The sequence below is a fragment of the Clostridium sp. 1001270J_160509_D11 genome (genome assembly GCF_015667935.1).
In the GTDB taxonomy this organism is placed as follows: domain Bacteria; phylum Bacillota; class Clostridia; order Peptostreptococcales; family Peptostreptococcaceae; genus Intestinibacter.
In genome coordinates this window covers 14425-38700 of sequence record NZ_JADPET010000008.1, presented here as the reverse complement: position 1 = coordinate 38700, position 24276 = coordinate 14425, and the positions used below count along the sequence as shown (strand labels likewise).

Here is a 24276-nt window from a genome sequence, read left to right as displayed (position 1 = left end):
CCGATCTTATACTATATCTAGTGTTTTAAAGTTAGCTCAAATAAAAGCTAAGATAATTAATATTTTCTAGAAAAATTTTTTACAATCAGTATAATCATAAACATCCATCAAAGCTTCCCCGAATCTTTGATAATGAGTGATTTCTCTTTGACCTAAAAAGCTTAGAACATCTTTTAAATCAGGGTCATCTGTTAAATTTATCAATTGATAATATGTTGCCAATGCCTTTTGTTCAGCAGCCATATCCTCATGTAAATCAGTAACAGGGTCTCCAAATACATTTATATAAGCAGTTGTAAATGGAACTCCATTTGCATCAGTTGGTTGAATTCCGTGTCCAAATTGAGTATAGTTAGCATCTAAGCCAGCAGCTTTTAATTCTTCTGGTGTAGCTCCATCTGTTAATTGATAAATCATAGTTGATATCATTTCAACGTGAGCTAGTTCATATGCACATCAATGCTATACATAATAATTATATATTTAGTGTTATTTCTAACTCAAAGTAATCCTCATTGCTGCCTTTTTTACTTTTTTTCTTTTTAGCATAAGTTATTTCTTTTATAATGCTTTTTAACAATTCGTTTTTTCCTTCTATACTAAGAATATTATAATTTTTTAATACATTTTCTAATTTAGGTATTAGTTTTTTTATTTTTATAACTTTATCGCTACCAAATTCTTTTTCTAATACTTTTTTATTTTCTTCTAGTATTTTGATTTTATCTTTTATTTTACTGGTCCTATCTTTATAAACTTCTATAGTATATACATCTTGTTCTAAAAATGTACAGCATTTTTCAAATTGCTTATTTAGTTTCTCAATTTCTTTTTCAATTCTTTTTAGATCATTGTCTACATTTCTTTTTTCTTTTATCGTTTCTTGCTCATAATTATCTACATAATATTCATAATCAGATAACATATTTGATAATGCTTGTAAAATATGTTCTTCAACTCTATTTAGATAAGAACCTATATTTTTACATCCAGTAGTAGAACAATATAAGAAATCACCTTGAGAACATCTTCTTTTTACCATGATTCTATTACATTCAGAGCATCTTATTAGCCCAGCAAGTGGATTACTAAGTGGCAAATCAAAGTTAGATTTATGTTGCTTTCTAGAATTTAATATATCTTGTACCTTTTCAAATTTGTGCAAAGGTATAATTGCTTCATGCAGTCCTTTATAATATTCAACATCTTTATTTACTGGTCTAGATTTTTTTACATTACCTTTTGCATCTATATATTTCTTATATTTTCTTTCTCCATGTTTGAGATATCCAGCTACTACATTGCTTGTTAATATATTTTTTACTGAGTTGTAACTCCATACACGACCACTTCTAGTAGGATAGCCTCCTTGATTAAGCCTTTTCGCTATTATGCTAGCACCAATATTATCTTCCAGAAACCATTTAAATATTAATTTTACTATATGTGCTTCTTCTTCGTTGATTGTAAGTTTAAAGCCATTTTCTCCCTCTAATTTCTCCTTGTTATAGCCATAAGGAAGAATAGAGCCTATGTATTTACCTTGTTTTACGGATTGTTCACGACCTCGTTGCATACGTTTCGTGATAGTTTTATATTCCCTTCTAGACATGAACAGTCCGAAGTCGACCATTTCTTCATCGAACTCATTATTTGCAAGGTCATAAGTCTTACTTGGTGTAATTATTTTACATTCCGCAGCAGTAAAGGTACTAGATACAATTTCTTGGTCTATCTTACTACCTCTACATAACCTTGATAATTCAGTGCAAAAAACACCTTCATATAATCCCTCAGATACTTTTTCTAGTAGGTCCTGCATCTTTGGACGGATAGAAATACTATCTCCAGTTTCTATTTCTCGAAATACATTTTCTTCTTCTATCTGTATTTTTAACTTGTCAGCCAATTCCGTTAGCATATTGTAATGATTTTTTAGAACCTTTTCTAATGGAATATCCTTATCATCAGCACGGCTTTTCCTTAAATACATTGCATACATCTTATTTCCTCCTAATTAAAAAGAGCAGCTGGTAAAACTGCCCTGATGTTTATCTATATTATTTATTATTTTAAACTTTGGTGTATATATACATCATTTGCATATGTATTTACTATCTCATTAGCAACTATGTTACCATCTTTTATGCCTTGGATAGTTTTATTATCTAATGTAAATGATACGACTTTTTCTTCTTTACCATTATCCATATCTGCAACAGCCCAGTAATCTATTTTATCATACTTATCGCAACCTTGATTTTTTATAAGATCTTCTACATTATAACCATTTTGGTCGATAGTTAACTTGTTAGTAGTAGAAGGTTTGATTTTAACTTTTATAACTAATCCGTTATCATCTGTTTCATTTGATTCTAGATACTCACCATGTAAAATAGTATATCCTCCTTTATCACTAGATGAACTACTGCTGGAGCAACCCACAAACCCAGCACACATAATAATACATAGCATTATACTTAATATTTTCTTCATAACTCCCCACTCTCCTTTTTTATTTTGCATTAAATCCCGCATTAAATCCAGCTTTAAAACCAGGCATACCAGCTATAATTATTACTAAAACTACTATAACTAATACCGCAATAATTGCTTTCTTTTTCATAATATCACCCCTTAATATTTTTTCTTAAATTGTAGCAGAAAGCCATATTTATAGCATTACTTTCCAACATAATTTGATAAAAAATTAATTTTTCCCCTATATACATGTAAAATATTCTGAAACACTTTTTTGACTTAATGTTTAGTAGTATAATAACATTATAAATATTTCGAAAAAATAATATATATAACTTATAACTTGGTGTATAATATATATAAAGAATAAAATAGAACATTTGTTTGCATTAAGGGGGAATCTATTTGGAAGAAAAGAGTGTATCACTAAAAAACAAAGAAGAGATATTATTAGTAGACGATGAAATATTAGAAGATATAATAAAAAAAATGCAAAAACAAGTAGAAAATAAAACTGTGTAAAAAAGAGGGGCTTAGAATTAAGTCCCTCTTTTCATGCTTATTACAAGCCTTATTATGTTATCAAATTCTTCATCAGATAGCTGGTCTGCCAGTCTAAGCGCTTGTTTTTGCTTTTCTGTTAGATCTTCAATAGGTTTTTTATTTTCATTAATACCTAGCAAATAATCAACTGTAACATCAAAGAATTTTGCTAGTTTAAATAGAGTATCTGAATCACATTTTCTTCTATTGTTTTCCCAGTTATTGACAGTCTGTTTACTCACATTTAGGGCTTTGCCTAAATCTTCTTGCGTAATATCTTTTTCCAGTCGCAATTCCCTCAATATATCTCCTTGTGTTTTACTCATATTTTTCATTCCTTCCAGTCATTTCCTTCTTATATAATATTCTACTTTATGAATACTATTCCCTCTAAATTATAAAGTAATTATAACATATTTGATTATACGAATAATTGTTATTTCAAGAAAATATAACAACGCGAAAACTTTTTTTGAAAATGCTGTTGACAAGTACACGAAACGTATATATAATGAAAGTATAAATTAAATCAAGGAGGTGCAAGAATGAACTTGATGAATTTAAAAATATACAGAAATGTATATGGTTACACTCAAGAAGATTTAGCAAAAGTATTAGGAGTAACTAAAACAAGTTACGCAAATAAAGAAACAGGAAGGAGAAAAATAACATTAACCGAAGCTAAGACGATGGCTGATTTATTTGACGTCAGCATAGAAGAACTTTTTTTTAGCCACGAAGTCCACATAAAGGATACTCAATCAAGAAAAGTATGCAGTAATTTATAATTAATTAAGGGAGGATTAAATAACATGGATTACATAAAAGAAATGAATAACTTAGTAGCAAGTATAGAAGTGAAAGAATACGAAGGACAACCAGTAGTTAGTAGTAGAGAAGTTGCTAATAATTTTGAGAAAGAACATTCAAAAGTTTTAAGAACTATCGAAAATAAAATAGAGGTTAATCCAATTTTGGCTTCACCTAAATATTTCATCGGAACTACTTATACTGATAAATCTAATAGACAATCAAAAGAATATCTTATGACTAGAGATGGTTTTAGTTTTGTAGTAATGGGGTTTACAGGGGCAAAAGCTGATAATTGGAAACTTAAATATATAGAAGCATTCAACAAAATGGAAGAAAAAATAAAAAACATAAATCCGTATGCTGGGATGAGTAAAGAATTACAAGCGATATTTGCAATAGATAAAAAACAGCAGCAAATAGAACAAGATGTAAAAACAGTTACAGAAGATCTAAAAGATTTTAAAAATAATGCACCATTATTTAGCATAGAGTGTGAAACCTTGCAGAAAGCATTAAGAGGTAAAGTGATAAAAGAAATGGGTGGTAAAAATGCCCTGGCTTATAAAGATAAATCTATTAGAACAAAGATGTATATAGATGCACAGAATCAGTTAAAAAGAGAGTTTGATGTATTAAGTTATAAAGCTATAAAACGTTGCCAGTTAGACGATGCTTTAAAAGTTATAGAAGCCTATAAGCCACCAACTGTTTACAAGGAAGTTATAGACGCAGTTAACAGACAAATGTTATTAGAAGATACAATTTTATAATACAAAGGGGGTAATCATTATGGCAGTATACAAAAAAACAGAACATTTCTTTAGAAAAGAGGTTGAAGAAGTAGCAGATGTATTAAGAGGCAAAGGTTTTTGTGAAGAATGGAGTATATTTACACCATTTCAAACAGAAATAAAGATGTACCACAAGTTACAAAATAAATTTGCAATGTTGAGAAAACAAGGCAATAACACAGTAGTTGATTATAGCAGATAGGAGGCATCATGTTAGCAAAATACATAATAGTAAGTATCATATTTAGCTTGGGCTTCGTATTTGGGGCTTGGTGGAGAAGTATCCACGAATAGGACAAATTTTAGGCAACATATTTTATTAGGGGGTGCAATATGAAAGAAAAAATATATCAAAATGGAGGGGTTAAGATAACTGTAAAAAGTCCATTAACACCTTCTAGAGAGAACTTAGAAGCAGTCTACAACGTATGCAACAAGTTATTTAAAGACAGAAAAGACGAAGAAATATTTTATCAACTAGGGGAATGCAAAAGAAGAAATATGAAAGCTGTATAAAGGGGGAATAACAAATGACAAATCAAGAGTTTAGAGTAAAAGCTTTAGGTTTATTTGCTAAAGCAGAATACATCAACGATAATCTAGAATTTGCAAAAATAGGAATGGACCTATCTTTACAAGTTAGTGGTGAAAGCTATTATGCTTTAACAATTTCAATCGAAGAATACAACAAAAAAGTACATTATATAGTGCTTACAAGTGCTGGTTATAATGTAGCAACAAATCTACACGACATTTCAGACTTACTAGACAACTATATCGAAGGAATCAAGGAGGTGATATAAATGACAATGATATGCACACCAGAATACCTAGATAGAGCAGCAAAAGAAAACCCAGATATGACTTTTCTTGAATACATAGCAATGTTACAAGTTAGAAGAATAACAGAAGAACAAGAAGAAATGACATTAGAAGATGTAAAAGAATTTACAAAAATGGAACAAGATTACCAAGACTTAGTTTACGATATGACACACCAATAAAAATTCAATAAAAAATAAGCTCTCTAGAGTACCAGTCTAGGGAGCTAACATAACCATACATATTATAAAGTACTTATATTATATCACGAAAGGGGATAAATATGAAGTTTAATTTACAAGCAGAGGGAGTTAAACAATCTGATATAAAGACATTAGAACAAAGATTATTCCTAGTTAGACTATACAGAAATACTAGTGACCCAGAAGGTAGATTAGGATTCATCGAAGGAGCGGAATTTGCTCTAAATAATAGAAAAGAAATGACTATAGGAGATTTTAAAAGACACTACATAAAAACATATCAAAAATAGGACAAGTGAACCATGATAGTTACGAAAGCAGTTTATTATATGCTTTACGACTTAATATAGAAGAACTTGAGAGAGAAAAGGAGGGTGAATTTTGATGGCAGACAGTATATACAAGAAGTTATTAGATATACAAACAGAGTTAAAAGCACCTAAAAGCCAATTTAACAAGTTTGGGGGCTACAGTTATAGAAGCTGTGAAGATATATTAGAAAGTCTAAAACCACTGTTAAAACAAGTAAAAGCAACAGTTACTTTAACAGATGAAATCAAATTAGTAGGAGATAGATATTACATAGAAGCAACTTGCAAGTTTATAGACATAGAAACAGGCGATGTATTAGAAAATAAATCTTTAGCTAGAGAGGATGAAAATAAGAAAGGTATGGATCTAGCACAAGTTACTGGAAGTTGTTCAAGTTATGCTAGAAAATACGCATTAAATGGGATGTTCTGTATCGATGATGTAAAAGATGCAGATGCAACTAATAAGCATGGTAAAGAGGATAGCAGTAAATCACACAATCAAATAGATAATACTTCTAGAAAATTATCGGACAAGCAGTTAGCCAGATTATATGCAATAGCTAGTAAGGCTGGAGCAGATAAGGACCTTGTAAAACAACAAGTTATGAAGAAATTCAATAAGGAAGTAAAAGACCTGAGCAAACCAGAGTACGATATGGTTTGTAATGGATATGAAAAAGCAGCAGAAAAAACAGCATAGGTTGGGGAGAAATCCCCTTCCTAGAGAAAAGGAGGCTTGGTAATGAGCGACAATCAAAAATATTATTATCTAAAATTAGTAGATAATTTTTTCGATAGGGACGAAATGATAATGCTTGAAAGTATGCCAGATGGTTATTTATATTCAAACATACTCCTTAAACTTTATCTTAGAAGTCTAAAAAATACAGGAAAGCTAATATTTAACGACAGAATACCATACAATCCAACAATGCTTGCTAATATTACTAGGCATCCAGTAGCAGTAGTAGAGAAAGCAGTTGATATATTTCAACAATTAGGATTAGTAGAAATATTAGACAATGGAGCTATCTACATGTTAGATATTCAAGACTTTATTGGGAAAAGTTCTACAGAAGCAGATAGAAAAAGAAATTACAGAAGAAGAATTGACGAAGAAAAGAAACAGTTACTAGAAGAAAAAGGACAAACAGTCGGACAAATGTCCCAACAAGTGTCCGAAATAAATGGACAAATGTCCGGTCAAATCTCCACCATAATTAGAGATAGAGATAGAGATAGAGATAGAGATAGAGATAGAGATAGACCTAGAGATAGAGATGAAACACAAAACAGTAAGTCGGTAGGTGAGTTTGCATCTTTATATGAAAAGAATATAGGTATGATAAATGGATTAGTATCAGAATGGCTTATAGGAATAAGTAATGAGATAGATATCAAGTTATTTAAACGTGCATTAGAAATATGTACTGAAAGAGGGAAAACGAATCTAGGTTATTTAAAAGGCATAATAAACAACTGGACCAATAAAAATATAACGACATACGACCAATTACAAGCATACAAACTACAGCAAGACAAACCTAAACAGCAAGATGAATCACATAAATTTGACTTTTTAGACAGACCTAAAACATCTAATGATGAAGAGCTAGATGAAGAAGCATTAGAAATGCTAAGAAAATTAGAAGAATGGGGTGCAAATTAATATGGACCAAGATCTAATAAGAATGCTAGACAGAATGAAACAAAATTGCAAAGTAGAAGAAGAAACGCATTGTGACTGCCCTATATGTGAAGATAAGGGTTATACATTCCAGATAGACAAAGACGGTTACGAGGTAGCAATACCTTGTAAGTGCCTTAGTAAAAAGCAAAGCATCGAAAAAATGAATAGAAGTGGTCTTACAGAGGTTTTTAAACAAAAGACTATTAATTCCTTTAAAACTGACAAGAAATGGCAAATAGAGGCAAAATACAAGGCTAAACAATATATTGAGAATTTCTTAGAAAATAGAAGCTCAGGACTTATATTAACAGGGCAACCGGGGAGTGGGAAAACACATCTTGGAATAGCAGCAATGTTAGAGCTAATTAACAACAATGTGGGTTGCGTATATAAGGAATACTTAACAATGATAACTGACCTAAAACAGACAAGCATGGACGAAACAGATTACATAAGAGAACTAGAGAAATATACCAATCCGCCAGTCCTATTTTTAGATGACTTCCTAAAGGGTGAACCGACACAAGCAGACCTAAAGCATATTTACAAGGTAATAAACACTAGATACCTAAAAGGAATGCCAATGATAATATCAACTGAGAAAAGTATAAAAGAAATATTGAATTGGGATGAAGCAATAGGTAGCAGATTGATAGAAATGAGCCAAGGGAATGTAATAGAGTTTCCTAGGGATTGTAGCAATAATTACAGATTAAGAAATATTATAGGGGCTTAAACAAGCCTCTAGAAGGGGGATAATGATGGCAAAAAGAATCTCTGAACTTGAAATAAGAAAGATAAAAAAATTGCATAGCAAAGGTTATTCAATACTTGCTATCTCAAATGAGCTAAATAGAAGTGATTGGACTATAAGAAAATACATAAAAAATATAAACCTTACTAGAGAACCAAAAGTTGTAGATTTGACAGGTGAAATATATGGGAAATTAGTTGTATTAGAACTAGATCACGTAGAAAAAAGCAGAAGATACTGGAAATGCAAATGTGAGTGCGGAAATATAACAGTCGTAATAGAAGGGAATCTAAAAAGTGGGACAACTAAGAGTTGCGGATGTTTAAGAAGAGAATCTAAAAAACCCAGTAAGATAGAGGTACAAAAAATAGACCCTAGACGTAACAGCGGTGGTGTATTTTTCTTACAAGCTGGAGAGATAATCTTGAAAGGTAATTATGAAAGCGAGAAAAAATGCAGCAAAATAAAAGAATACAAATTAAGTCCCGAGGAACTAGCTGCCTACTTAAAAGAACTAGAAACAAAAGAAGTAAAGAGAAGGGGAGAATAGTAATGGAAAAAAATATAATCGAAGTAAAAAATATAAAAACTGGTGAAGTATTAGAATTTACAGGCCAAAATGTAGTAGCGAAGTATCTTTCACGTGTATATGGCAAGAAAATATACGCTGGAGCTGTAGCATCAGCTATAAGACAAGACATTCCATATAAAAAGGAATGGCAAATAAATTTCATAAAAAATGCTAATAAAAAAATATGCGATTATTGTGGCAAAGAATATACAAGTAATAGAGCAAAACAAAGATTTTGTAGTGATACTTGTAGAGAAGAATATCATGCAGGGAAAAAAGAGGACCAGCGATAAACGATGAAGCAAAAATAGTAGCAGACAAAGAAAAATTAATTCATAAATTATATCTTATGTTAGCGCCATTAAGAAAATAGAGGGGGAAGACAATGGAGAGATATCAGCCAAATAAAAACAAAGAAGGATATAGCGATTTAACAGCCTACAAGGAGATTAAGAAAGCAGATAAAAATAAACCTAAAAAACCTAAAACAACAGAAGCAGAAGAACAAAAAGCACTAATACAATGGGCAAAATGGCAAGAAGGAAGATATCCAGAGTTAAAACTTTTATATCATTGTCCTAATGGTGGAACTAGAAATAAACTGGAAGCTGCAAATTTAAAAAGACAAGGAGTAAAAGCTGGAGTACCAGATTTATTTTTACCAATTCCTAGAAGTCCAAAATACGGTCTATTCATTGAAATGAAGGTAGGACGCAATAAATGTACTGACAACCAAAAGAAATGGATTAGGGATTTGATGCAACAAGGGTATGAGGTTAAGGTTTGTTATAGCTGTGAAGAAGCAATACAAACTATCAAGAAATACTTAGGGATTTAGATTAAATGTAATAGGGGGAAAAGAAATGGACAGAGAAGAAAAAAATAAATTAGCAGAAGATAATATAGCGTTAGTACACTCAATAATAAACAAAAGATTCGGAAACAAAAGTATTACAAAAGAAGATAGAGAAAATTACATTGGAGAAGGAATTGTAGGGCTGGTAAAAGCGATAAATAAATTTGATGCAAGTAAAGGGTTTGCATTCTCAACGTTCGCCTACAAATGCATAAATGGGGAAATATCTATGTATATAACAAAACAAAAATGTCAAAAGAGAAAGGTTGATGCTGAGTGTAAGGCATCAATCGACAACAAAGTACCAAGATGTGAAGAACTAGAATATAACGATTGGTTAATGGATACGAGAGATGAGTATTCTTCTCTAGAGGAACAAGAGCATCTATTAGAAATGCTTGAAAAAACAAAGATAAAAGATATAAAAACAATTGTAACGAAAAAAGCAGAAGGTTATAAGAATAATGAAATAGCAAAAATGATTGGAGCAAACGAAAATACAATCAGGAAAAGATTAGATAAAGCAAGAGATAAATTATTTGAATTAGGGATAACAGCATAGGTGGTAATATGGAAGAATGCGAAAACCTAACAACTCTAGGCTGTGAACGCATGGACGCAGTAAAAGAGTTAATGTTATTTGAACAGATAGAGAACGGTATAGAACTGGATTTGAACGATATATGCAAACAACAATGTTGCAAAGATTGCAAGGATAAATGTAGCTATGAATGTGGCAAAGTAAAATATTCAGATCCAGCAGAAAAATTTAAACAAGAAGAAATTAAGTCGATAGAATATACGCAACTTAGTTTCTTCTAGGGGGGTGATTAGAACGATATTAAGTAAGGTGAATGAGATAGTAAATAGAGCAAAAGAAATAATGGAAGCTAAGGGGACAAGTCCTCTAGCTTCTGTAATAAAAGCAATAGAAGAAGTAGAAAGAGAACTGGAGGGAGAATAATGGAAGAAATAAAACAAGCACTTAAAACTTTAAAAGAAGAATGTAAAAGATGCAGTTCAGTACAATGCGAAAGTAATTGCTTTATATACAAAGTATTAGGAGAATGTATAGCAGTTAACTCAGTACCAGAAACATGGGAAGTATAAATAATTTATTAAGGAGATTGAATATGACTAAAGAAGAATTAATGCAATATGGGAGTATAGAATTAGAAGTAAAACAAATAAAAGAAAGAATAGAATACCTAGAAGAAAAGAAAACAAGTATAAAAAGCCAAGTTATAACAGATATGCCTGTAGGTGGAGGAGAAGGGACAGATATATTGACATTAATAACAAAAATCGAAGATAGTCAGATTGAATTGATACAAAAGCAAAGTAAATTAGTAGATATAATGGAAAGTATAGAACATACAATAGACGGATTAGAAGATAGTACAGAAAGATTAATATTGAGATCTAGATATTTGCAATGTAAGAAATGGGAAGAAATATGCGTAGAACTTAATTACAGCTGGAGACAAATACATAGATTGCATTCAAATATACTTAAGAAAATAGCTTAGGAGGGAGATAATATGTTTACAATAAATGATTTTAAAGTAAGATTAGTTAATGGAGAAGAAGTTAAAAGTTTTATAAAGAAACATGGTGAGTTTGCAGCTATATGCTATAATACTCCAAAAGAGAAAGCAGAAGCAGTAGGAATGCATTGTTTAAAAAGTGGTCATTTTAGTGGTAGTAGACATTTACATTTTGTGTTTGAATTAGAAAATGTACCAAGAAGCGCAGTTGACCAAGCAGTACGACATAATATAGGATTTGTTACAAACGTACAAAGTTTAAGATATTGTAACAAAGATGGCAAAGTTAGTATATATGCAGCACCTGAATTAGCTATTAATCCATATATGATAAAAGCAATAAAAGACCAAGAAAACATAGTAAACTTACAATATAATAATATACAAAGTTACTTGCAAGAGGGTAACATTACAGGAGAAAAGGCTAATGAGATAGCTAGAACAATATTACCAATAGGGATTAGCACAAGTTGTAATATAGCGGTGAATATAGAATGTTTAGCGCATTTAGCAAATGTTAGACTTTGTAGAAGGGCTGAATTACCAATCAGAAATATTGTAAAACAAATGGTTGACCAAGTCGTAGAGGTAGAGCCAAGATATAAACCTTTCTTAGTACCTAATTGTAAGAAACTTGGGTATTGTCCAGAAGGTAATAAAGAATGCTTAAGATATAAGAAATAAAACTAAATAAAGTTACGTAAAGGGATAGGCTAGTATTAAGTTACTGGCCTATTTTTTATTAATAAGAAATCTTAAGAAAATGGATACTTACAAAATACACGATATAGTGTATAATATATTATATAAATATAAGGAGGTACAATATGAAACAGATTTTGAAAATAGAAGCAGAATTAAGAAAGATGGCAGAATTGCCACAGATAAAATTATGGGGGAAAGCTAACGAACTTGGTATAAAAAATAGAAAACAGAAAAAAAGAATAGATTTAGCTAAAGAAATATATATTAAAACTCATGAATTAGATGAAAATACTATACTTCAAATAAAAGAAATGGATTTAGAAACAAATATATTTGAAAATATAATAAGCCTTAAAGAAGCTAGTAAGATATTTAAAAAAGATGAAAGCACTTTAAGAAGAAATATAGCTAATGGAAAATTTATAGAGGGTATAGATTGTAAAAAATATGGGAAACAATGGGTATTTAATATAAATGCTCTATATAGAGAATACGGGTATAAGGAATTAAGAAAAGAGCCAGTTATTTGGAAAGATGTAAAAGGTTATGAAGAAAAATATAAAATAAACAACTATGGAGATATTATAAATAAAGAAAATGGGGGAAAAATAAAAAGTTGCATAAACAAATTAGATGGATATAAACATGTTTCATTAACTTTGAACGAACAAACTAAAATAAAACCGTTACATAGAATTTTAGCCGAAGCATTTATACCAAATCCAGAAAATAAACCACAAGTGCATCATATAGATGAAGATAAGCTTAATAATAATATTGATAACCTAATGTGGGTTACGCCAGAAGAACATGGAAAAGTAAGAAGTGAAGAACATTATAACAGATTCAAAGAAACTTATACAAAAAATAAAAATGCTAGAAAAAAAAGTTAAATTTTAATAAACGTGGCACCTTTTGTCACACCGATATGTGTTACTATAATAGTATAGAAAAACAATTAAAAAAGGTTATTTTTCTTATACGTTAACATTTGTATTTATTTTAAGTAGAAAGCCTGGTAAACTTTCTACTGCCTTTACAACTAGTATTTTTTTAGTAGAAATTGATTTCTGATTTTATATTTTGTTCATTTTATTCTAGTAATCGCCCGCCAGGAGGTAAAACTCCTGGCAACATGCAGACATTGGATATACTTTTAAGTATTATAAGTTCGATTCTTATAGTCTGCCCATTGGTCCCTTCTTATAGCATAAATATATGGGGCTTTATTAAAGCCCCAACAAAAGAACTCATCAAGCCTATGTTTATATGCTCAAATGGATGGGACAAAAGAAAAATTTAACCGTAACATAAAATGTATTTAAATAGAGTATTAATTATGCACCAACACTTGCATAAATTAATTTATAGATTTTTCAAAATTTCATACAACCCCAATTACAGAGAGGACCCTTCGGGGTTCTTTTTATTATGTGAAAGAAAGAGTTGATCTAAATGAGTAGAAAAGTATTTCAGAGAAAAGAGTATTCGATTTATAGAGCTGGTGATGGGTTTATTATACATAACACAAACAAGGATTTTAAAATTGGGCATACTCATGTAAGTAATTTTTATAAAGCTAAAATATTAGTTATTATGGCAATAAAAAGAGAAATTGACGATAAATTAAGTGAAAGAGATATAGAAAGCCTGATTAGATTGACTAATGATAATAGATATAGAAATAAATTAATAGATAAGTTATAAGAAAGGAATGAGATAGAATGGCTAGAGAGTTTGCTAAACATATATACAAAAGTCAGAAGTGGAAGAAGCTAAGAAAATATATATATGAAAAGTATCATGGATGTTGTGCTAAGTGTGGAGGAGTAAAAAACTTACAAGTACATCATAAGATATGGCTAACACCAAGCAATATAAATGATATGGATATAGTTTATGGTGAAGATAATTTAATATTATTATGCCATGATTGTCATGCTTTAGAGCATTTAAAGAAACCATCAATAGAAGAAGGATTTAGATTTAATGAATTTGGAGAATTGGAGCCAATACAAGAAAAATAATAACTCCCCCCCTAAATGATAATAATTATCATCTACAGGGAACCGTCGGGTGGGCCTTCAAAAAAAACACAAGTCATTTTTGCGTAACCCCCTCCCCTAAAGAAAGGAAGTGAGATTTATGGCAAGTAAAAAAGAATTAACAAAAGATGAAAAAATAAAAAAAGAAGTAAACAGACTTAATAAGATTTTGAAAGAGGTTGACGAGAAAAAGAAGAAAACAGTAGAAGGCTTAATTAAAGAGGCAGCATTTATGAGAATAACCTTGGATGAATTAAGGGGCTGTATAAATGAAAATGGTGTTATAGATGAAATGTGTCAAGGCGAGTATACTATTTTAAGAGAAAGTCCTTATGTTAAAACATATAACACAATGATACAACGTTATACAACTGTTAATGATAAATTACTTGCATTACTTCCTAAAGAAGTTGTAAAAGAAGTTGATGACGGGTTTGACAGTTTTATATATGGGCGTGAGGATGTATGATAAAATACCCAGATGATTACAATCCAATAAAAGAGTATTGGGAACAAATAAAAAATAAAGAAGTTATAGTATGTGATAAGCTCTATAGGACATATCAAAAGGTAATAAATGATATGGAAAATCCTAAAGAGTTTTTTTATTCTAATAAAAGAGGAAATCACATAATAGAATTTATAGAAAATTATTGTAGACATTCTAAAGGCAAGATGGGTGGTAAACCTGTAATTTTAGAATTATGGGAAAAAGCTATGTTAGCTACTATATTTGGATTTGTAAATATAGAAGGGGTTAGAAAATATCAATTTGCCGAATTAATAATCGGTAAAAAAAACGGTAAATCTTTATTATCTTCATGTGTTGGGTTGTATTTACAATCTGCTGATGGAGAGCCTGGTCCAGAAATTTATTCAGTTGCTACAAAAAGAGATCAAGCTAAAATTATATGGACTGAATCTAAAAGAATGGTTAAGAAATCTCCAGCACTTTCTAAACGTTTAAAAACTAAAGTAGGAGAAATAGAATCAGATTTTAATGACGGAACTTTCAAACCGTTAGCAAGTGATTCTGACAGCTTAGATGGGCTTAACGTACATGGAGCTTTAATGGATGAAATACATCAATGGAAAAATGGTAAAGCCTTATATGACATAATAGCAGATGGTATAACAGCAAGAGAACAACCTCTTATATTTGTTACAACAACAGCTGGAACAATAAGAGAAGATATATATGACCAAAAGTATGATGAATCAGAAATGCTTATAAATGGATATGAGCAAGAGGACGGTTATAAAGATGAACGTTCTATATTTTTTATATATGAGTTAGATAATCGAAAAGAATGGGTTGATCCAAATATGTGGCAAAAGGCCAACCCAGGACTTGGTACTATAAAAAATAAAAGAACCTTAGCTGAAAAAGTTGAAAAAGCTAAGAAAAATCCTTTACTAGTTAAAAATTTACTTTGTAAAGAATTTAATATAAGGGAAACAAGTTCAGAAGCTTGGTTAACATTTGAACAACTTAATAATAAAGATGCGTTTGATATAAAAGAGTTAAAACCTAGATATGGAATAGGTGGAGCAGATTTATCGGCGACAACAGACTTAACTTGTGCAACTCTATTATTTAAAGTACCGCAGGATATACATTTATATGTTATGCAAATGTATTTTTTACCAGAAGATTTATTAGAACAGAGGGTACGAGAAGATAAAATACCGTATGATATATGGAGAGACCAGGGACTTCTTAGAACAACTCCAGGAAATAGAGTTCATTATAAATATGTAACAGAGTGGTTTTTAGAAGTACAAAATGAACTAGACATATATATTTATAGTGGAGGTTATGACGGATGGAGCGCTACTTATTGGGTAGAAGAAATGAAGGAAACCTTTGGAAAAGATACATGGCAACCAGTAATACAGGGTAAAAAGACACTTTCAGGGCCAATGAAAGCATTAGGCGCTGATTTAGATAAAAAAATTATAAATTATAACAATAATCCGATTCTGAAATGGTGTTTATCAAATACAGCCATTGATATTGATAAAAATGACAATATACAACCAATAAAAACATCTAATCAAAGAAAGAGAATAGATGGACTGGCATCACTGTTAGATGCATATGTACAATATGAAAGAGTAAAAGAAGCTTATGAAAGTGTTATATAGGGGGTGAGAAAATGAGTATATTCGATAGATTTAGAAATAAAAACCCTTCAAAAACAAGATTTGAATTGATTTCCGATAAGGGAAATGGATTTTATAGTTGGAATGGTAATCTCTATAAGTCTGATGTAATAAGGGCATGTATAAGGCCTACAGTAAGAGCAGTTGGTAAATTAATACCACAACATATAAGAAATAATAACAAAGAAGGATTTTCAGTTAATCCAGAACCATATATGCGTTTTTTATTGGAAGAACCTAATCCATATATGAGTGGACAAGTGTTTTTAGAGAAATATATTACTCAGTTTAAACTTAATAATAATGCATTTGCACTTATAGTAAGAGATAGTGAAGGATATCCGATAGAATTATATTGCATAGATTATGCCAGTGTAGATGCTATATATGATGGTGAAGCTAATTTATATCTCAGATTTTATAATAAAAATGGGAAAGTTGTTACCTATCCATACACAGATATTATTCATATACGTCAGGATTATTCTGAAAATGATATATTTGGAGAAAATTCTAGTAACGTATTAATTCCATTAATGAATATTGTAACAACTACAGACCAAGGGATAGTAAATGCAATAAAAAATGGTGGCATCATCAGATGGTTATTAAAATTTACAGGCTCACTTAGACCAGAAGATATAAAGAAAAATACAGATGAATTTGTTCAGCAGTTTTTAAGTGTAGAAAATGGAACAGGAGCTGCAGGTGTAGATAGTAAATGCGAAGCTATACAAATAGATCCAAAAGATTATGTTCCTAATGCAAGTCAATCAGATAGAACCACAACAAGAATTTATAATTTCTTTAATACAAATGAGAAAATAATACAAAGTAAATTTAATGAAGATGAATGGAATGCTTACTATGAAAGTGAAATAGAACCTATAGCAATACAATTATCAAATGAATTTACAAGAAAATTATTTACAAGAAAGCAAAGAGGTTTTGGTAATAAAATTATATTTGCTGCTAATCATCTCCAGTATGCATCTATGAGTACTAAATTAGGGTTGCAGGCAATGGTGGATAGAGGTGCTATGACACCAAATGAATGGAGAGAGGTACTTAATTTACCTCCAGTAGAAGGTGGAGATAAACCTCTTAGAAGACTTGATACAGTTACTGTAGGAGGAGGTGAATAATAATGTATGATATAGATATAAAAGGCGATATAATTTCAGAGGATAGCCAATGGATTTATGACTGGATTGGTTTGAATTACACAACTGCTAAAAATGTTGTAAATAAGCTAAAAGAAGCTAATGGTCAGCCGGTAAGATTAAAAGTAAATAGCCCTGGAGGAGATGTATTTGTAGCAAGTGAAATATATACAGAACTTAGAAGTTATTCAGGAGATGTAAATATAGAAATTGTAGGTTTAGCTGCAAGTGCAGCAAGTGTTATTTCTATGGCAGGTAATAGTAAAATATCTCCTACAGGACAGTTAATGGTACATAATGTATTAACTTCTGGAGTTACAGGAGATTATAGAGTTATGGACCATATGGGTGAGGTACTTAGAAATGCAAATGAAACTATAGCAAATGCATATGTAAGCAAGAGTGGAATGAGTATGGAGCAAGTACTCGAATTAATGAACAATGAAACTTGGTTAACTGCACAAAGGGCAGTTGAACTTGGATTAATAGACCAGGTTATGTTTGAAGATACAAAACCTAACTTTAAAAATTTAAAAAATATGCAACTATATAATTCTTGTACTTCTATACCGCAAGAATTATTAGAAAAGATTAAAGAAAGTCAGACAATAAATAAAAATGAGGTTGATTTTTTTATGAAACAAAAAGCGCAAGCTCAATTAAACTTATTAAAAATAGGAGGTAAAATACATGAATAAAGAAATGTATATAAAACAAAGAAATGAATTAATTGAAAAAGGACAAAAATTAATAAACGAAGGTAAAATATCAGAGTTCAATGATATAAAAGTTCAAATAGAAAACTTAGATAATGATTATGAAGAATATACAAAAGCACAAGCTAATTTAAATGCATTACAAGATAACCATAAAATAACAAATATACAAAATAAATCAGTTAATGTAAATGGTGCAAAAGTAGTAGCATCTACTAACAATAATGTAGAAGAAAATTTCACAAATAAAAAAGAATATAGAAAAGCATTTATGAATTATGTTTTACATAATGAACCTATATCAGTAGAATTAAAGAATCAAGATGCTAATACAAAAACATCTGATGTCGGAGAAATGATACCAGAAACAGTATTAGAACAAATAATAGAAAAAATGGAAGCTACAGGTATGATATTACCACTTGTTACAAGAACAGCATATAAAGGTGGGGTAAAAGTACCTACATCATCTGCTAAACCTTCTGCAAGCTGGGTAAATGAAGGTGATGGCTCAGATAAACAAAAGAAAGCAACTTCTTATATATCATTTACTTATAATAAATTAAGATGCGCAGTATCAGTATCATTAGAAGTAGATACTATGTCTTTACCAGTATTTGAAAGAACATTAATAGCAAATGTATCAGAAGCAATGGTAAAAGCAATAGAGCAAGCGATTTTAACTGGAAGCGGTACTGGACAACCAAAAGGTATTTTAACAGAAACAGTGGCTACAGGACAAAATGTAGATATAGCTAAAACAGGTTCACCAGCATATAAAAATTTAATAGATGCAGAAGCAGCATTACCATTGGCATATGAAAATGGCGCAGTATGGTTAATGACTAAAAAAACATTTATGGAATATGCAGGATTAACAGATTCTACTGGACAACCTATAGGTCGTGTTAATTATGGATTAAATGGTAAAATAGAGAGAATGTTACTTGGAAGAACAGTAGTATGCAATGATTATATGTCAAATTATACAGCTTCACCTTCTGCTGATACTATAGTTGCAGCTTTATTTAATATGAAAGATTATATATTAAATACAAACTTAAATATGACAATTAAGAAATATGAAGACAATGACACAGACGATCAAGTTACAAAAGCAATTATGTTGGTAGATGGTAAAGTAGTTGATAACAATTCGTTGGTTACAATAACAAAGAAAAGTTCTTAGAATTTAGGTGATTTAAGTGCTAAATAAAATAAAATTGGCTCTTAGAATAAGTACTGACAGCTTTGATGAAGAATTAAGAGATTTAATTGATGCTTGTAAATCAGATTTGTATCTAAGTGGAGTTAATTATGTAAATGAAGATGATAGCCTTATAAAAAGGGCTATCATTCTTTATTGCAAGGCAAATTTTGGACTAGACAATAAAGACAGTGAAAAATATGATAAATCATATTGTTTATTAAAGCAACATCTAGCTTTAAGTGGAGAGTATAAAGATGAATGAAATTATAGAACTTATATCGTTTAAGAATGAAGTAAACAAAGTCGGAAATACAATAAAAGTTAAAAGATATAAGAGAATATTTGCTAATAAAAAATCTATAACACAAAATGAGTTTTATCAGGCCGAAAGAGTTGGATTAAAACCAAAATTGCGATTTGAAATATACGCAGTTGAATATGAAGATGAATTATTAGCTAGATATAAAGATAATGAATATAAAATAATTAGAACATATAAAACAGGAACAGATAAAATAGAGTTAATCCTAGAAGGGGTTGAATAAAAATGGCAACTCAAAGAACGCAACAAGTATCTTATATATCTAAAGTAGAAAAATGTAAAAAGAAAATAAATGAAAAACCCGAGAAATTTTTAAATAAAATAGGCTCTTTTTTAGTGTCTGAGACAAAAAGAAAGCAAAGGAAAAAGACTGGAAGAATGAGAAAAGGCACACAGTATTGGGCTAGAAAAAGAGAAAAAGACTTGCAAATTGGTACTAAATGTTTCTATGAACCAGCATTTGAAAGAGGAAATAAGAAGATAAGAAAAGAAGAAACCTTTGAACCTACAGTAAAAGAAAATATAAATACAATACAAATATTAACTAGAGCAAGTTATTCAGAATTGGACGGTGAAGGATAATGAATTATATTATTGAGGAAATATTTAAGATATTAACACAGGTTCATGAAAGAGTATACCAAATAGAAGCTGATGAAGATGCTGAGTATCCTTTTTTAACATTTGCTATAAAAACAGGTTATGAGGAAGAAAGAAAGTTTATAGATACTTTAGCCGTAGAAGTTTGGGACGAAAAGGAAGAAACTACAGATATAGAAGATTTAGCTGACAAGATAAAAAAAATACTAGATCATAAAATAATAGATACGGAAAAAATAAATACTGTTGTATATATAGATACTCGCAAAAATCCTACAGAAACTAAAGATGAAGTTAACTGTAGAGAATTAAGATTTGAATTACATACATATTTTAAATAGAAAGGAGTTAGAAAATGTCAGAAACATTAAAAAGTAATACTATCCTATTAGGATATGGAATATTTACAATAGGAAATAAGACTATAGCCCTTACAAGAGGGGGCGGTAAGTTTACAGTAGAAAGAGAATATAGAAAGATAGAAGCAGACGGTTATCCAGGTGCAATAAAAGGTAATATTGTAATAGATAGTTCTCAGGCTAAGTTAGAAGTTAATCAGTTAACAGTGGTACCAGAAGATTTTGCAACATATTATCCTGGACTAAATGTGGATACAAATACTCCAGGAAGTGTGAAAATAACAGGAGATCATACAATAAAAGATACTGATTATCAAGATGCAGTTACATGGACAGGCAAAACTAGAGAAGGTAAACCGGTTAAAATAACTGTGAAAAATGCAATAAATCTAGAAAATATAGATTGGGAAATGCAAGATAAATCAGAAGTTATAAATAAGCTAACATATGAAGCTTGTTTTACAGAAGGTGAATTAGAAACAGAACCATGGGAAATAGAATGGGGAGTAGCAACTGAATAAAAGTATGATAAAAAGAGTCTAGGAAACTAGGCTCTTTTATTTTTAGGAGGCAATATGGAAAACAAATATATAAAAAGAAAATTAATAGGCAAAGATTTATTTACTATGTCTAAAATAATTAACAAAATGGAGCTTAAAAAAGAATTAGGCGGGATTGTAAAAGAAGCAACATTAGAAACACAAGAAGCTGCAGCAATACAAGCTGGTATGGAAATGATTACTATAATAATCGGAAATATATATAAGGCGGAAAAAGAGGTTAATAACTTTTTAGGTAATTTATGTGGATGTACCGGAGAAGAATTTGGAGAGAAATCTTTAACAGAAATAATAGAAGTAATAGAAGAATTGACAAAACAAGATGACATAGTGGGTTTCTTACAACAAGTAAAGAGATTAATAGGGCAATAATAAGGGATTGCATTTTAAAAAGATATAGCAATATAGAGTATGTTTTAGATTTAGAGCTAGACGAATTTTATGCTTTATTTGAAGAAATAAATAGACAAAATGAGTTAGAGAGACAAGAAAAACAAGAAGAAATATATCTTAAAATCTATCTAGCTATGTATCAAAAGATGGATTCTAAAAACTATATAAGCTATGAAGAATTTAGAGAAAATGCATTAGAATTGCAAGATAAAGATAACTTTGAAACTGATAAAACAGATGAAGAATTATATAAAGAATTAGAAGAAATATGTATTAAATTCAATAGGAAGGAGGGAGAGGATATTAATGGAGATTTTTAAGCTTTATGGGACCATACTTATAAAAGATGAAGAAGCGATGAAAAAGCTAGATAATGTTGATAAAAAAGCAGGCAATATATCTAGTAGTATGAGTAAAAAATTAGGTACGGTAGGAAAGGTTTGTACAGGAGTAGGAAAAACATTGACGGTAGCTATAACTGCACCAGTTGTAGGAATTGGAGTAGCTAGCGCTAAAACAGCTATGGAGTTCCAAGCAGGTATGCAAGAAGTTTCTGCTATATCAGGGGCGACAGGAAAAGATTTAGATACACTTAGTAATTTAGCTAAAGAGATGGGAAGAACGACAAAATTTAGTGCTACAGATAGTGCGGAAGCTCTTAAATATATGGGAATGGCAGGTTGGAAAACACAGGATATGGTAAAAGGATTACCTGGTGTACTTAATCTTGCAGCTGCAGGTGGAACAGATCTTGCAACTACTTCGGATATAGTTACGGATGGATTAACAGCAATGGGACTTTCAGCAAAAGATACAAATAAGTTTGTAGATATTATGGCAGCAACAGTTACAAATTCTAATACTAACATAGAAATGATGGGAGAAACAATGCAATATGCGGGACCTATAGCTGGTACGTTAGGAATAAAAATGCAAGATTTATCGGTGGCTATTGGACTTATGGGGAACGCAGGTATAAAATCAAGTAATGCGGGGACTGCATTACGAGCAGGCTTGACTAGATTAGCAAAGCCAACATCTGAAATGCAACAATGCATGTCTAAATATGGAATAGAATTAGTAAAAAATAAAGATGGTTCTATAGATTTAATGGGGACGATGGAAAGCCTTAGAGAAAAAATAGGTGGACTTGATAAAACTACCCAAGCACAGGTGCTTACAACTATATTTGGTAAAAATGCAATGAGTGGATGGGCTGCTATCGTAAATGCATCTGAAAGCGACTTTAAAAAATTGACAAATGCTATAGAAAATAGTGATGGTAAAGCTAAAAGCATGGCTGAAACAATGCAAAAAGGGGCAAAAGGTGCGATTGTGGAAATGAAATCCGCTTTAGAGGGTGTATCTATTACAATAGGTGAAAGATTATTACCGATAATAGAAAAAGGTGCTGATTTTATAACAAAATTATGTACAGGATTCCAAAGTTTAAGTCCTACAGCCCAAACTGCTATAATGGCATTTGCAGCACTTTTGGCAGCAATAGGCCCTATATTATTAATAGTAGGTGGTTTAATAAGTTTCTTCTTAACATTATCTAGTGCAGCTGCTGCATTGGGTATAGGCATAGGTGCTTTAGTTGGTATTATATCTGGAATAGGGGCAGTAATAGTAGCGGTAATAGCCATCGGCGCTTTATTGATAGCAAACTGGAGTAATATAAAACAGTGGGGAATAAATACTTGGAATGCTATAAAAGAAGCAGTATTAAATTTTGTAGAGGGATGTAAAACAAAATTCAATGAGTTTACAGAATTTATGAGTAATATTTGGACAACTATCTGCAATGTAGTACAAGTAGCACTAATGTTAATTGCAAGTATATTTAATGCATATATTCAGTTAATAACATTGCCATTTCGATTGATTTGGGAAAACTGTAAAGAATATGTCATAGCATTTAAAGATAAAGTGATTGAAATTGTAAGTAACTTAATAAGTCCAGTTATAAATAAATTTAACGAGTTGAAATCACAGGCTATCAATAAATTTAACGAGTTAAAAACACAGGCGATAAACAAATTCAATGAATTGAAATCACAGGCAATAAGTAAAGCACAAGAAATGGTAAGTCCGATAATTAATTGGTGGAATAACTTGAAAACACAAGCTGTTAATAAATTCAATGAATTGAAAACAAGTGCAATTGGCAAATTCAATGAATTGAAATCGCAAGCGATTCAAAAAGCACAAGAAATGATTTCACCGATAACTCAAAAATTTGAAACAATTAAAAATAATATTAAAAATAAAATAGACACAGCAAAAAATATTGTTAAAAATGGGCTTGATAAAATAAAAGGTTTTTTTAGTAGTTTAAGTCTTAAATTTCCTCATATAAAACTACCCCATTTTAGTATAAGTGGTAAATTAAGTTTAAATCCTCCAAGTGTACCTAAATTTTCGGTTAGTTACTATAAAACTGGGGGTATTATGACGAATCCTACTTTATTTGGATTTAATGGGAATAAAGCTATGGTAGGTGGAGAAGCTGGACCTAAAAATTTGGGTCACTATAAGGAAACTTATAGAAAAAATAAGTCAGTGAATTCGGTGAAGGCTAAGTTAAATAGCAATGTTTTATTAGTAGCATAATCGCCTCGCAACGTGGTATAATAATACTAAGAGGTG

General features: G+C 30.6%; 38 protein-coding genes and 1 pseudogene. 35 read left to right on the top strand and 4 right to left on the bottom strand.

From position 1 onward, the window contains the following. Window positions 1-66: 66 nt before the first annotated feature. The 4 genes and pseudogenes from I4U58_RS02000 to I4U58_RS01985 form a co-directional block, all read right to left on the bottom strand. Window positions 67-447, bottom strand: a pseudogene (locus I4U58_RS02000) (manganese catalase family protein); the annotation flags it as partial. A gap of 28 nt (window positions 448-475) precedes the next feature. Beyond that, window positions 476-2002 (bottom strand): recombinase family protein, encoded by a 1527-nt coding sequence (locus I4U58_RS01995; RefSeq protein ID WP_195929370.1) that lies wholly within the window; start codon window positions 2000-2002, stop codon window positions 476-478. Between the two features lie 65 nt (window positions 2003-2067). Continuing rightward, window positions 2068-2496, bottom strand: coding sequence for a hypothetical protein (locus I4U58_RS01990; protein WP_195929369.1), 429 nt, complete (start codon window positions 2494-2496; stop codon window positions 2068-2070). A gap of 524 nt (window positions 2497-3020) precedes the next feature. After that, a complete protein-coding gene (locus I4U58_RS01985) occupies window positions 3021-3350 on the bottom strand; it encodes a helix-turn-helix transcriptional regulator (RefSeq protein ID WP_195929368.1) in 330 nt (109 codons plus the stop codon). Between the two features lie 219 nt (window positions 3351-3569). Here I4U58_RS01985 and I4U58_RS01980 point away from each other — a divergent pair, with 219 nt between their 5' ends. The 35 genes from I4U58_RS01980 (at window position 3570) to I4U58_RS01810 (ending at window position 24240) form a co-directional block, all read left to right on the top strand. Continuing rightward, a complete protein-coding gene (locus I4U58_RS01980; protein ID WP_195929367.1) occupies window positions 3570-3812 on the top strand; it encodes a helix-turn-helix domain-containing protein in 243 nt (80 codons plus the stop codon). Window positions 3813-3836: 24 nt separating this feature from the next. Next, entirely contained in the window at window positions 3837-4607 is a 771-nt protein-coding gene (locus tag I4U58_RS01975; RefSeq protein ID WP_195929366.1) for a Rha family transcriptional regulator, read from the top strand. A 19-nt stretch (window positions 4608-4626) separates the two neighbouring features. Then, the gene (locus I4U58_RS01970; protein ID WP_195929365.1) at window positions 4627-4830 is read left to right on the top strand and encodes a hypothetical protein; all 204 of its coding nucleotides are present in this window, start codon (window positions 4627-4629) and stop codon (window positions 4828-4830) included. Window positions 4831-4961: 131 nt separating this feature from the next. Beyond that, the gene (locus tag I4U58_RS01965; protein ID WP_195929364.1) at window positions 4962-5144 is read left to right on the top strand and encodes a hypothetical protein; all 183 of its coding nucleotides are present in this window, start codon (window positions 4962-4964) and stop codon (window positions 5142-5144) included. Between the two features lie 14 nt (window positions 5145-5158). Further along, window positions 5159-5431: a hypothetical protein gene (locus tag I4U58_RS01960; RefSeq protein ID WP_195929363.1), complete on the top strand. Its 273-nt coding sequence runs from the start codon at window positions 5159-5161 to the stop codon at window positions 5429-5431. After that, a complete protein-coding gene (locus I4U58_RS01955) occupies window positions 5432-5632 on the top strand; it encodes a hypothetical protein (RefSeq protein WP_195929362.1) in 201 nt (66 codons plus the stop codon). Between the two features lie 101 nt (window positions 5633-5733). Continuing rightward, on the top strand, window positions 5734-5943 hold the full coding sequence (locus I4U58_RS01950; RefSeq protein WP_195929361.1) for a hypothetical protein: 210 nt from the start codon (window positions 5734-5736) through the stop codon (window positions 5941-5943). Between the two features lie 94 nt (window positions 5944-6037). Further along, window positions 6038-6667 (top strand): ERF family protein, encoded by a 630-nt coding sequence (locus I4U58_RS01945; protein ID WP_195929360.1) that lies wholly within the window; start codon window positions 6038-6040, stop codon window positions 6665-6667. Window positions 6668-6709: 42 nt separating this feature from the next. Next, window positions 6710-7636, top strand: coding sequence for a phage replisome organizer N-terminal domain-containing protein (locus I4U58_RS14030; protein ID WP_195929359.1), 927 nt, complete (start codon window positions 6710-6712; stop codon window positions 7634-7636). A 1-nt stretch (window position 7637) separates the two neighbouring features. Continuing rightward, window positions 7638-8393, top strand: coding sequence for an ATP-binding protein (locus tag I4U58_RS01935; protein WP_195929358.1), 756 nt, complete (start codon window positions 7638-7640; stop codon window positions 8391-8393). A 25-nt stretch (window positions 8394-8418) separates the two neighbouring features. Further along, on the top strand, window positions 8419-8961 hold the full coding sequence (locus I4U58_RS01930; protein WP_195929357.1) for a hypothetical protein: 543 nt from the start codon (window positions 8419-8421) through the stop codon (window positions 8959-8961). Between the two features lie 2 nt (window positions 8962-8963). Beyond that, window positions 8964-9275: a hypothetical protein gene (locus I4U58_RS01925; protein ID WP_195929356.1), complete on the top strand. Its 312-nt coding sequence runs from the start codon at window positions 8964-8966 to the stop codon at window positions 9273-9275. A 92-nt stretch (window positions 9276-9367) separates the two neighbouring features. Then, on the top strand, window positions 9368-9820 hold the full coding sequence (locus I4U58_RS01920; protein WP_195929355.1) for a VRR-NUC domain-containing protein: 453 nt from the start codon (window positions 9368-9370) through the stop codon (window positions 9818-9820). A 25-nt stretch (window positions 9821-9845) separates the two neighbouring features. Continuing rightward, window positions 9846-10400: a sigma-70 family RNA polymerase sigma factor gene (locus I4U58_RS01915; RefSeq protein WP_195929354.1), complete on the top strand. Its 555-nt coding sequence runs from the start codon at window positions 9846-9848 to the stop codon at window positions 10398-10400. An 8-nt stretch (window positions 10401-10408) separates the two neighbouring features. Then, window positions 10409-10660, top strand: coding sequence for a hypothetical protein (locus I4U58_RS01910; RefSeq protein WP_195929353.1), 252 nt, complete (start codon window positions 10409-10411; stop codon window positions 10658-10660). A 4-nt stretch (window positions 10661-10664) separates the two neighbouring features. Next, window positions 10665-10802 carry a hypothetical protein gene (locus I4U58_RS01905; protein ID WP_195929352.1) on the top strand — a complete coding sequence of 46 codons (138 nt, stop codon included), beginning with the start codon at window positions 10665-10667 and terminating at the stop codon, window positions 10800-10802. After that, a complete protein-coding gene (locus I4U58_RS01900; protein WP_195929351.1) occupies window positions 10802-10948 on the top strand; it encodes a hypothetical protein in 147 nt (48 codons plus the stop codon). The genes I4U58_RS01905 and I4U58_RS01900 overlap by 1 nt, the downstream gene beginning before the upstream one ends. Window positions 10949-10971: 23 nt before the next feature. Then, window positions 10972-11367, top strand: a complete 396-nt coding sequence (locus tag I4U58_RS01895; RefSeq protein ID WP_195929350.1) for a hypothetical protein — start codon at window positions 10972-10974, stop codon at window positions 11365-11367. A gap of 12 nt (window positions 11368-11379) precedes the next feature. Beyond that, window positions 11380-12069 carry an FAD-dependent thymidylate synthase gene (locus I4U58_RS01890; protein ID WP_195929349.1) on the top strand — a complete coding sequence of 230 codons (690 nt, stop codon included), beginning with the start codon at window positions 11380-11382 and terminating at the stop codon, window positions 12067-12069. Between the two features lie 143 nt (window positions 12070-12212). After that, the gene (locus tag I4U58_RS13925; protein ID WP_207743799.1) at window positions 12213-12983 is read left to right on the top strand and encodes an NUMOD4 motif-containing HNH endonuclease; all 771 of its coding nucleotides are present in this window, start codon (window positions 12213-12215) and stop codon (window positions 12981-12983) included. A gap of 562 nt (window positions 12984-13545) precedes the next feature. Continuing rightward, window positions 13546-13797 (top strand): hypothetical protein, encoded by a 252-nt coding sequence (locus I4U58_RS01880; RefSeq protein WP_195929348.1) that lies wholly within the window; start codon window positions 13546-13548, stop codon window positions 13795-13797. 17 nt (window positions 13798-13814) lie between these two features. Then, window positions 13815-14117, top strand: a complete 303-nt coding sequence (locus I4U58_RS01875) for an HNH endonuclease (RefSeq protein WP_195929347.1) — start codon at window positions 13815-13817, stop codon at window positions 14115-14117. Window positions 14118-14235: 118 nt separating this feature from the next. Then, window positions 14236-14604: a hypothetical protein gene (locus tag I4U58_RS01870; RefSeq protein WP_195929346.1), complete on the top strand. Its 369-nt coding sequence runs from the start codon at window positions 14236-14238 to the stop codon at window positions 14602-14604. Next, complete coding sequence (locus I4U58_RS01865) at window positions 14601-16283, top strand: terminase TerL endonuclease subunit (RefSeq protein ID WP_195929345.1); 1683 nt, start codon at window positions 14601-14603, stop codon at window positions 16281-16283. Before I4U58_RS01870 ends, I4U58_RS01865 begins: the two co-directional genes overlap by 4 nt. Window positions 16284-16294: 11 nt before the next feature. After that, entirely contained in the window at window positions 16295-17446 is a 1152-nt protein-coding gene (locus tag I4U58_RS01860; RefSeq protein WP_195929344.1) for a phage portal protein, read from the top strand. Between the two features lie 2 nt (window positions 17447-17448). Then, window positions 17449-18162: a head maturation protease, ClpP-related gene (locus I4U58_RS01855; protein ID WP_195929343.1), complete on the top strand. Its 714-nt coding sequence runs from the start codon at window positions 17449-17451 to the stop codon at window positions 18160-18162. Next, window positions 18155-19369 carry a phage major capsid protein gene (locus I4U58_RS01850; protein ID WP_195929342.1) on the top strand — a complete coding sequence of 405 codons (1215 nt, stop codon included), beginning with the start codon at window positions 18155-18157 and terminating at the stop codon, window positions 19367-19369. Before I4U58_RS01855 ends, I4U58_RS01850 begins: the two co-directional genes overlap by 8 nt. 16 nt (window positions 19370-19385) lie before the next feature. Beyond that, window positions 19386-19652 (top strand): head-tail connector protein, encoded by a 267-nt coding sequence (locus I4U58_RS01845; RefSeq protein ID WP_195929341.1) that lies wholly within the window; start codon window positions 19386-19388, stop codon window positions 19650-19652. Further along, window positions 19645-19935 (top strand): phage head closure protein, encoded by a 291-nt coding sequence (locus tag I4U58_RS01840; RefSeq protein ID WP_195929340.1) that lies wholly within the window; start codon window positions 19645-19647, stop codon window positions 19933-19935. The genes I4U58_RS01845 and I4U58_RS01840 overlap by 8 nt, the downstream gene beginning before the upstream one ends. Window positions 19936-19937: 2 nt before the next feature. Beyond that, window positions 19938-20294 (top strand): hypothetical protein, encoded by a 357-nt coding sequence (locus I4U58_RS01835; protein WP_195929339.1) that lies wholly within the window; start codon window positions 19938-19940, stop codon window positions 20292-20294. Next, window positions 20294-20653 carry a hypothetical protein gene (locus I4U58_RS01830; RefSeq protein ID WP_195929338.1) on the top strand — a complete coding sequence of 120 codons (360 nt, stop codon included), beginning with the start codon at window positions 20294-20296 and terminating at the stop codon, window positions 20651-20653. The genes I4U58_RS01835 and I4U58_RS01830 overlap by 1 nt, the downstream gene beginning before the upstream one ends. A gap of 14 nt (window positions 20654-20667) precedes the next feature. Beyond that, window positions 20668-21192, top strand: coding sequence for a hypothetical protein (locus I4U58_RS01825; RefSeq protein WP_195929337.1), 525 nt, complete (start codon window positions 20668-20670; stop codon window positions 21190-21192). 54 nt (window positions 21193-21246) lie between these two features. Beyond that, window positions 21247-21603, top strand: a complete 357-nt coding sequence (locus I4U58_RS01820; RefSeq protein WP_195929336.1) for a hypothetical protein — start codon at window positions 21247-21249, stop codon at window positions 21601-21603. Window positions 21604-21758: 155 nt separating this feature from the next. Continuing rightward, on the top strand, window positions 21759-21944 hold the full coding sequence (locus I4U58_RS01815; protein ID WP_207743798.1) for a hypothetical protein: 186 nt from the start codon (window positions 21759-21761) through the stop codon (window positions 21942-21944). After that, window positions 21931-24240: a phage tail tape measure protein gene (locus I4U58_RS01810; protein WP_195929334.1), complete on the top strand. Its 2310-nt coding sequence runs from the start codon at window positions 21931-21933 to the stop codon at window positions 24238-24240. The genes I4U58_RS01815 and I4U58_RS01810 overlap by 14 nt, the downstream gene beginning before the upstream one ends. Window positions 24241-24276 lie beyond the last annotated feature (36 nt).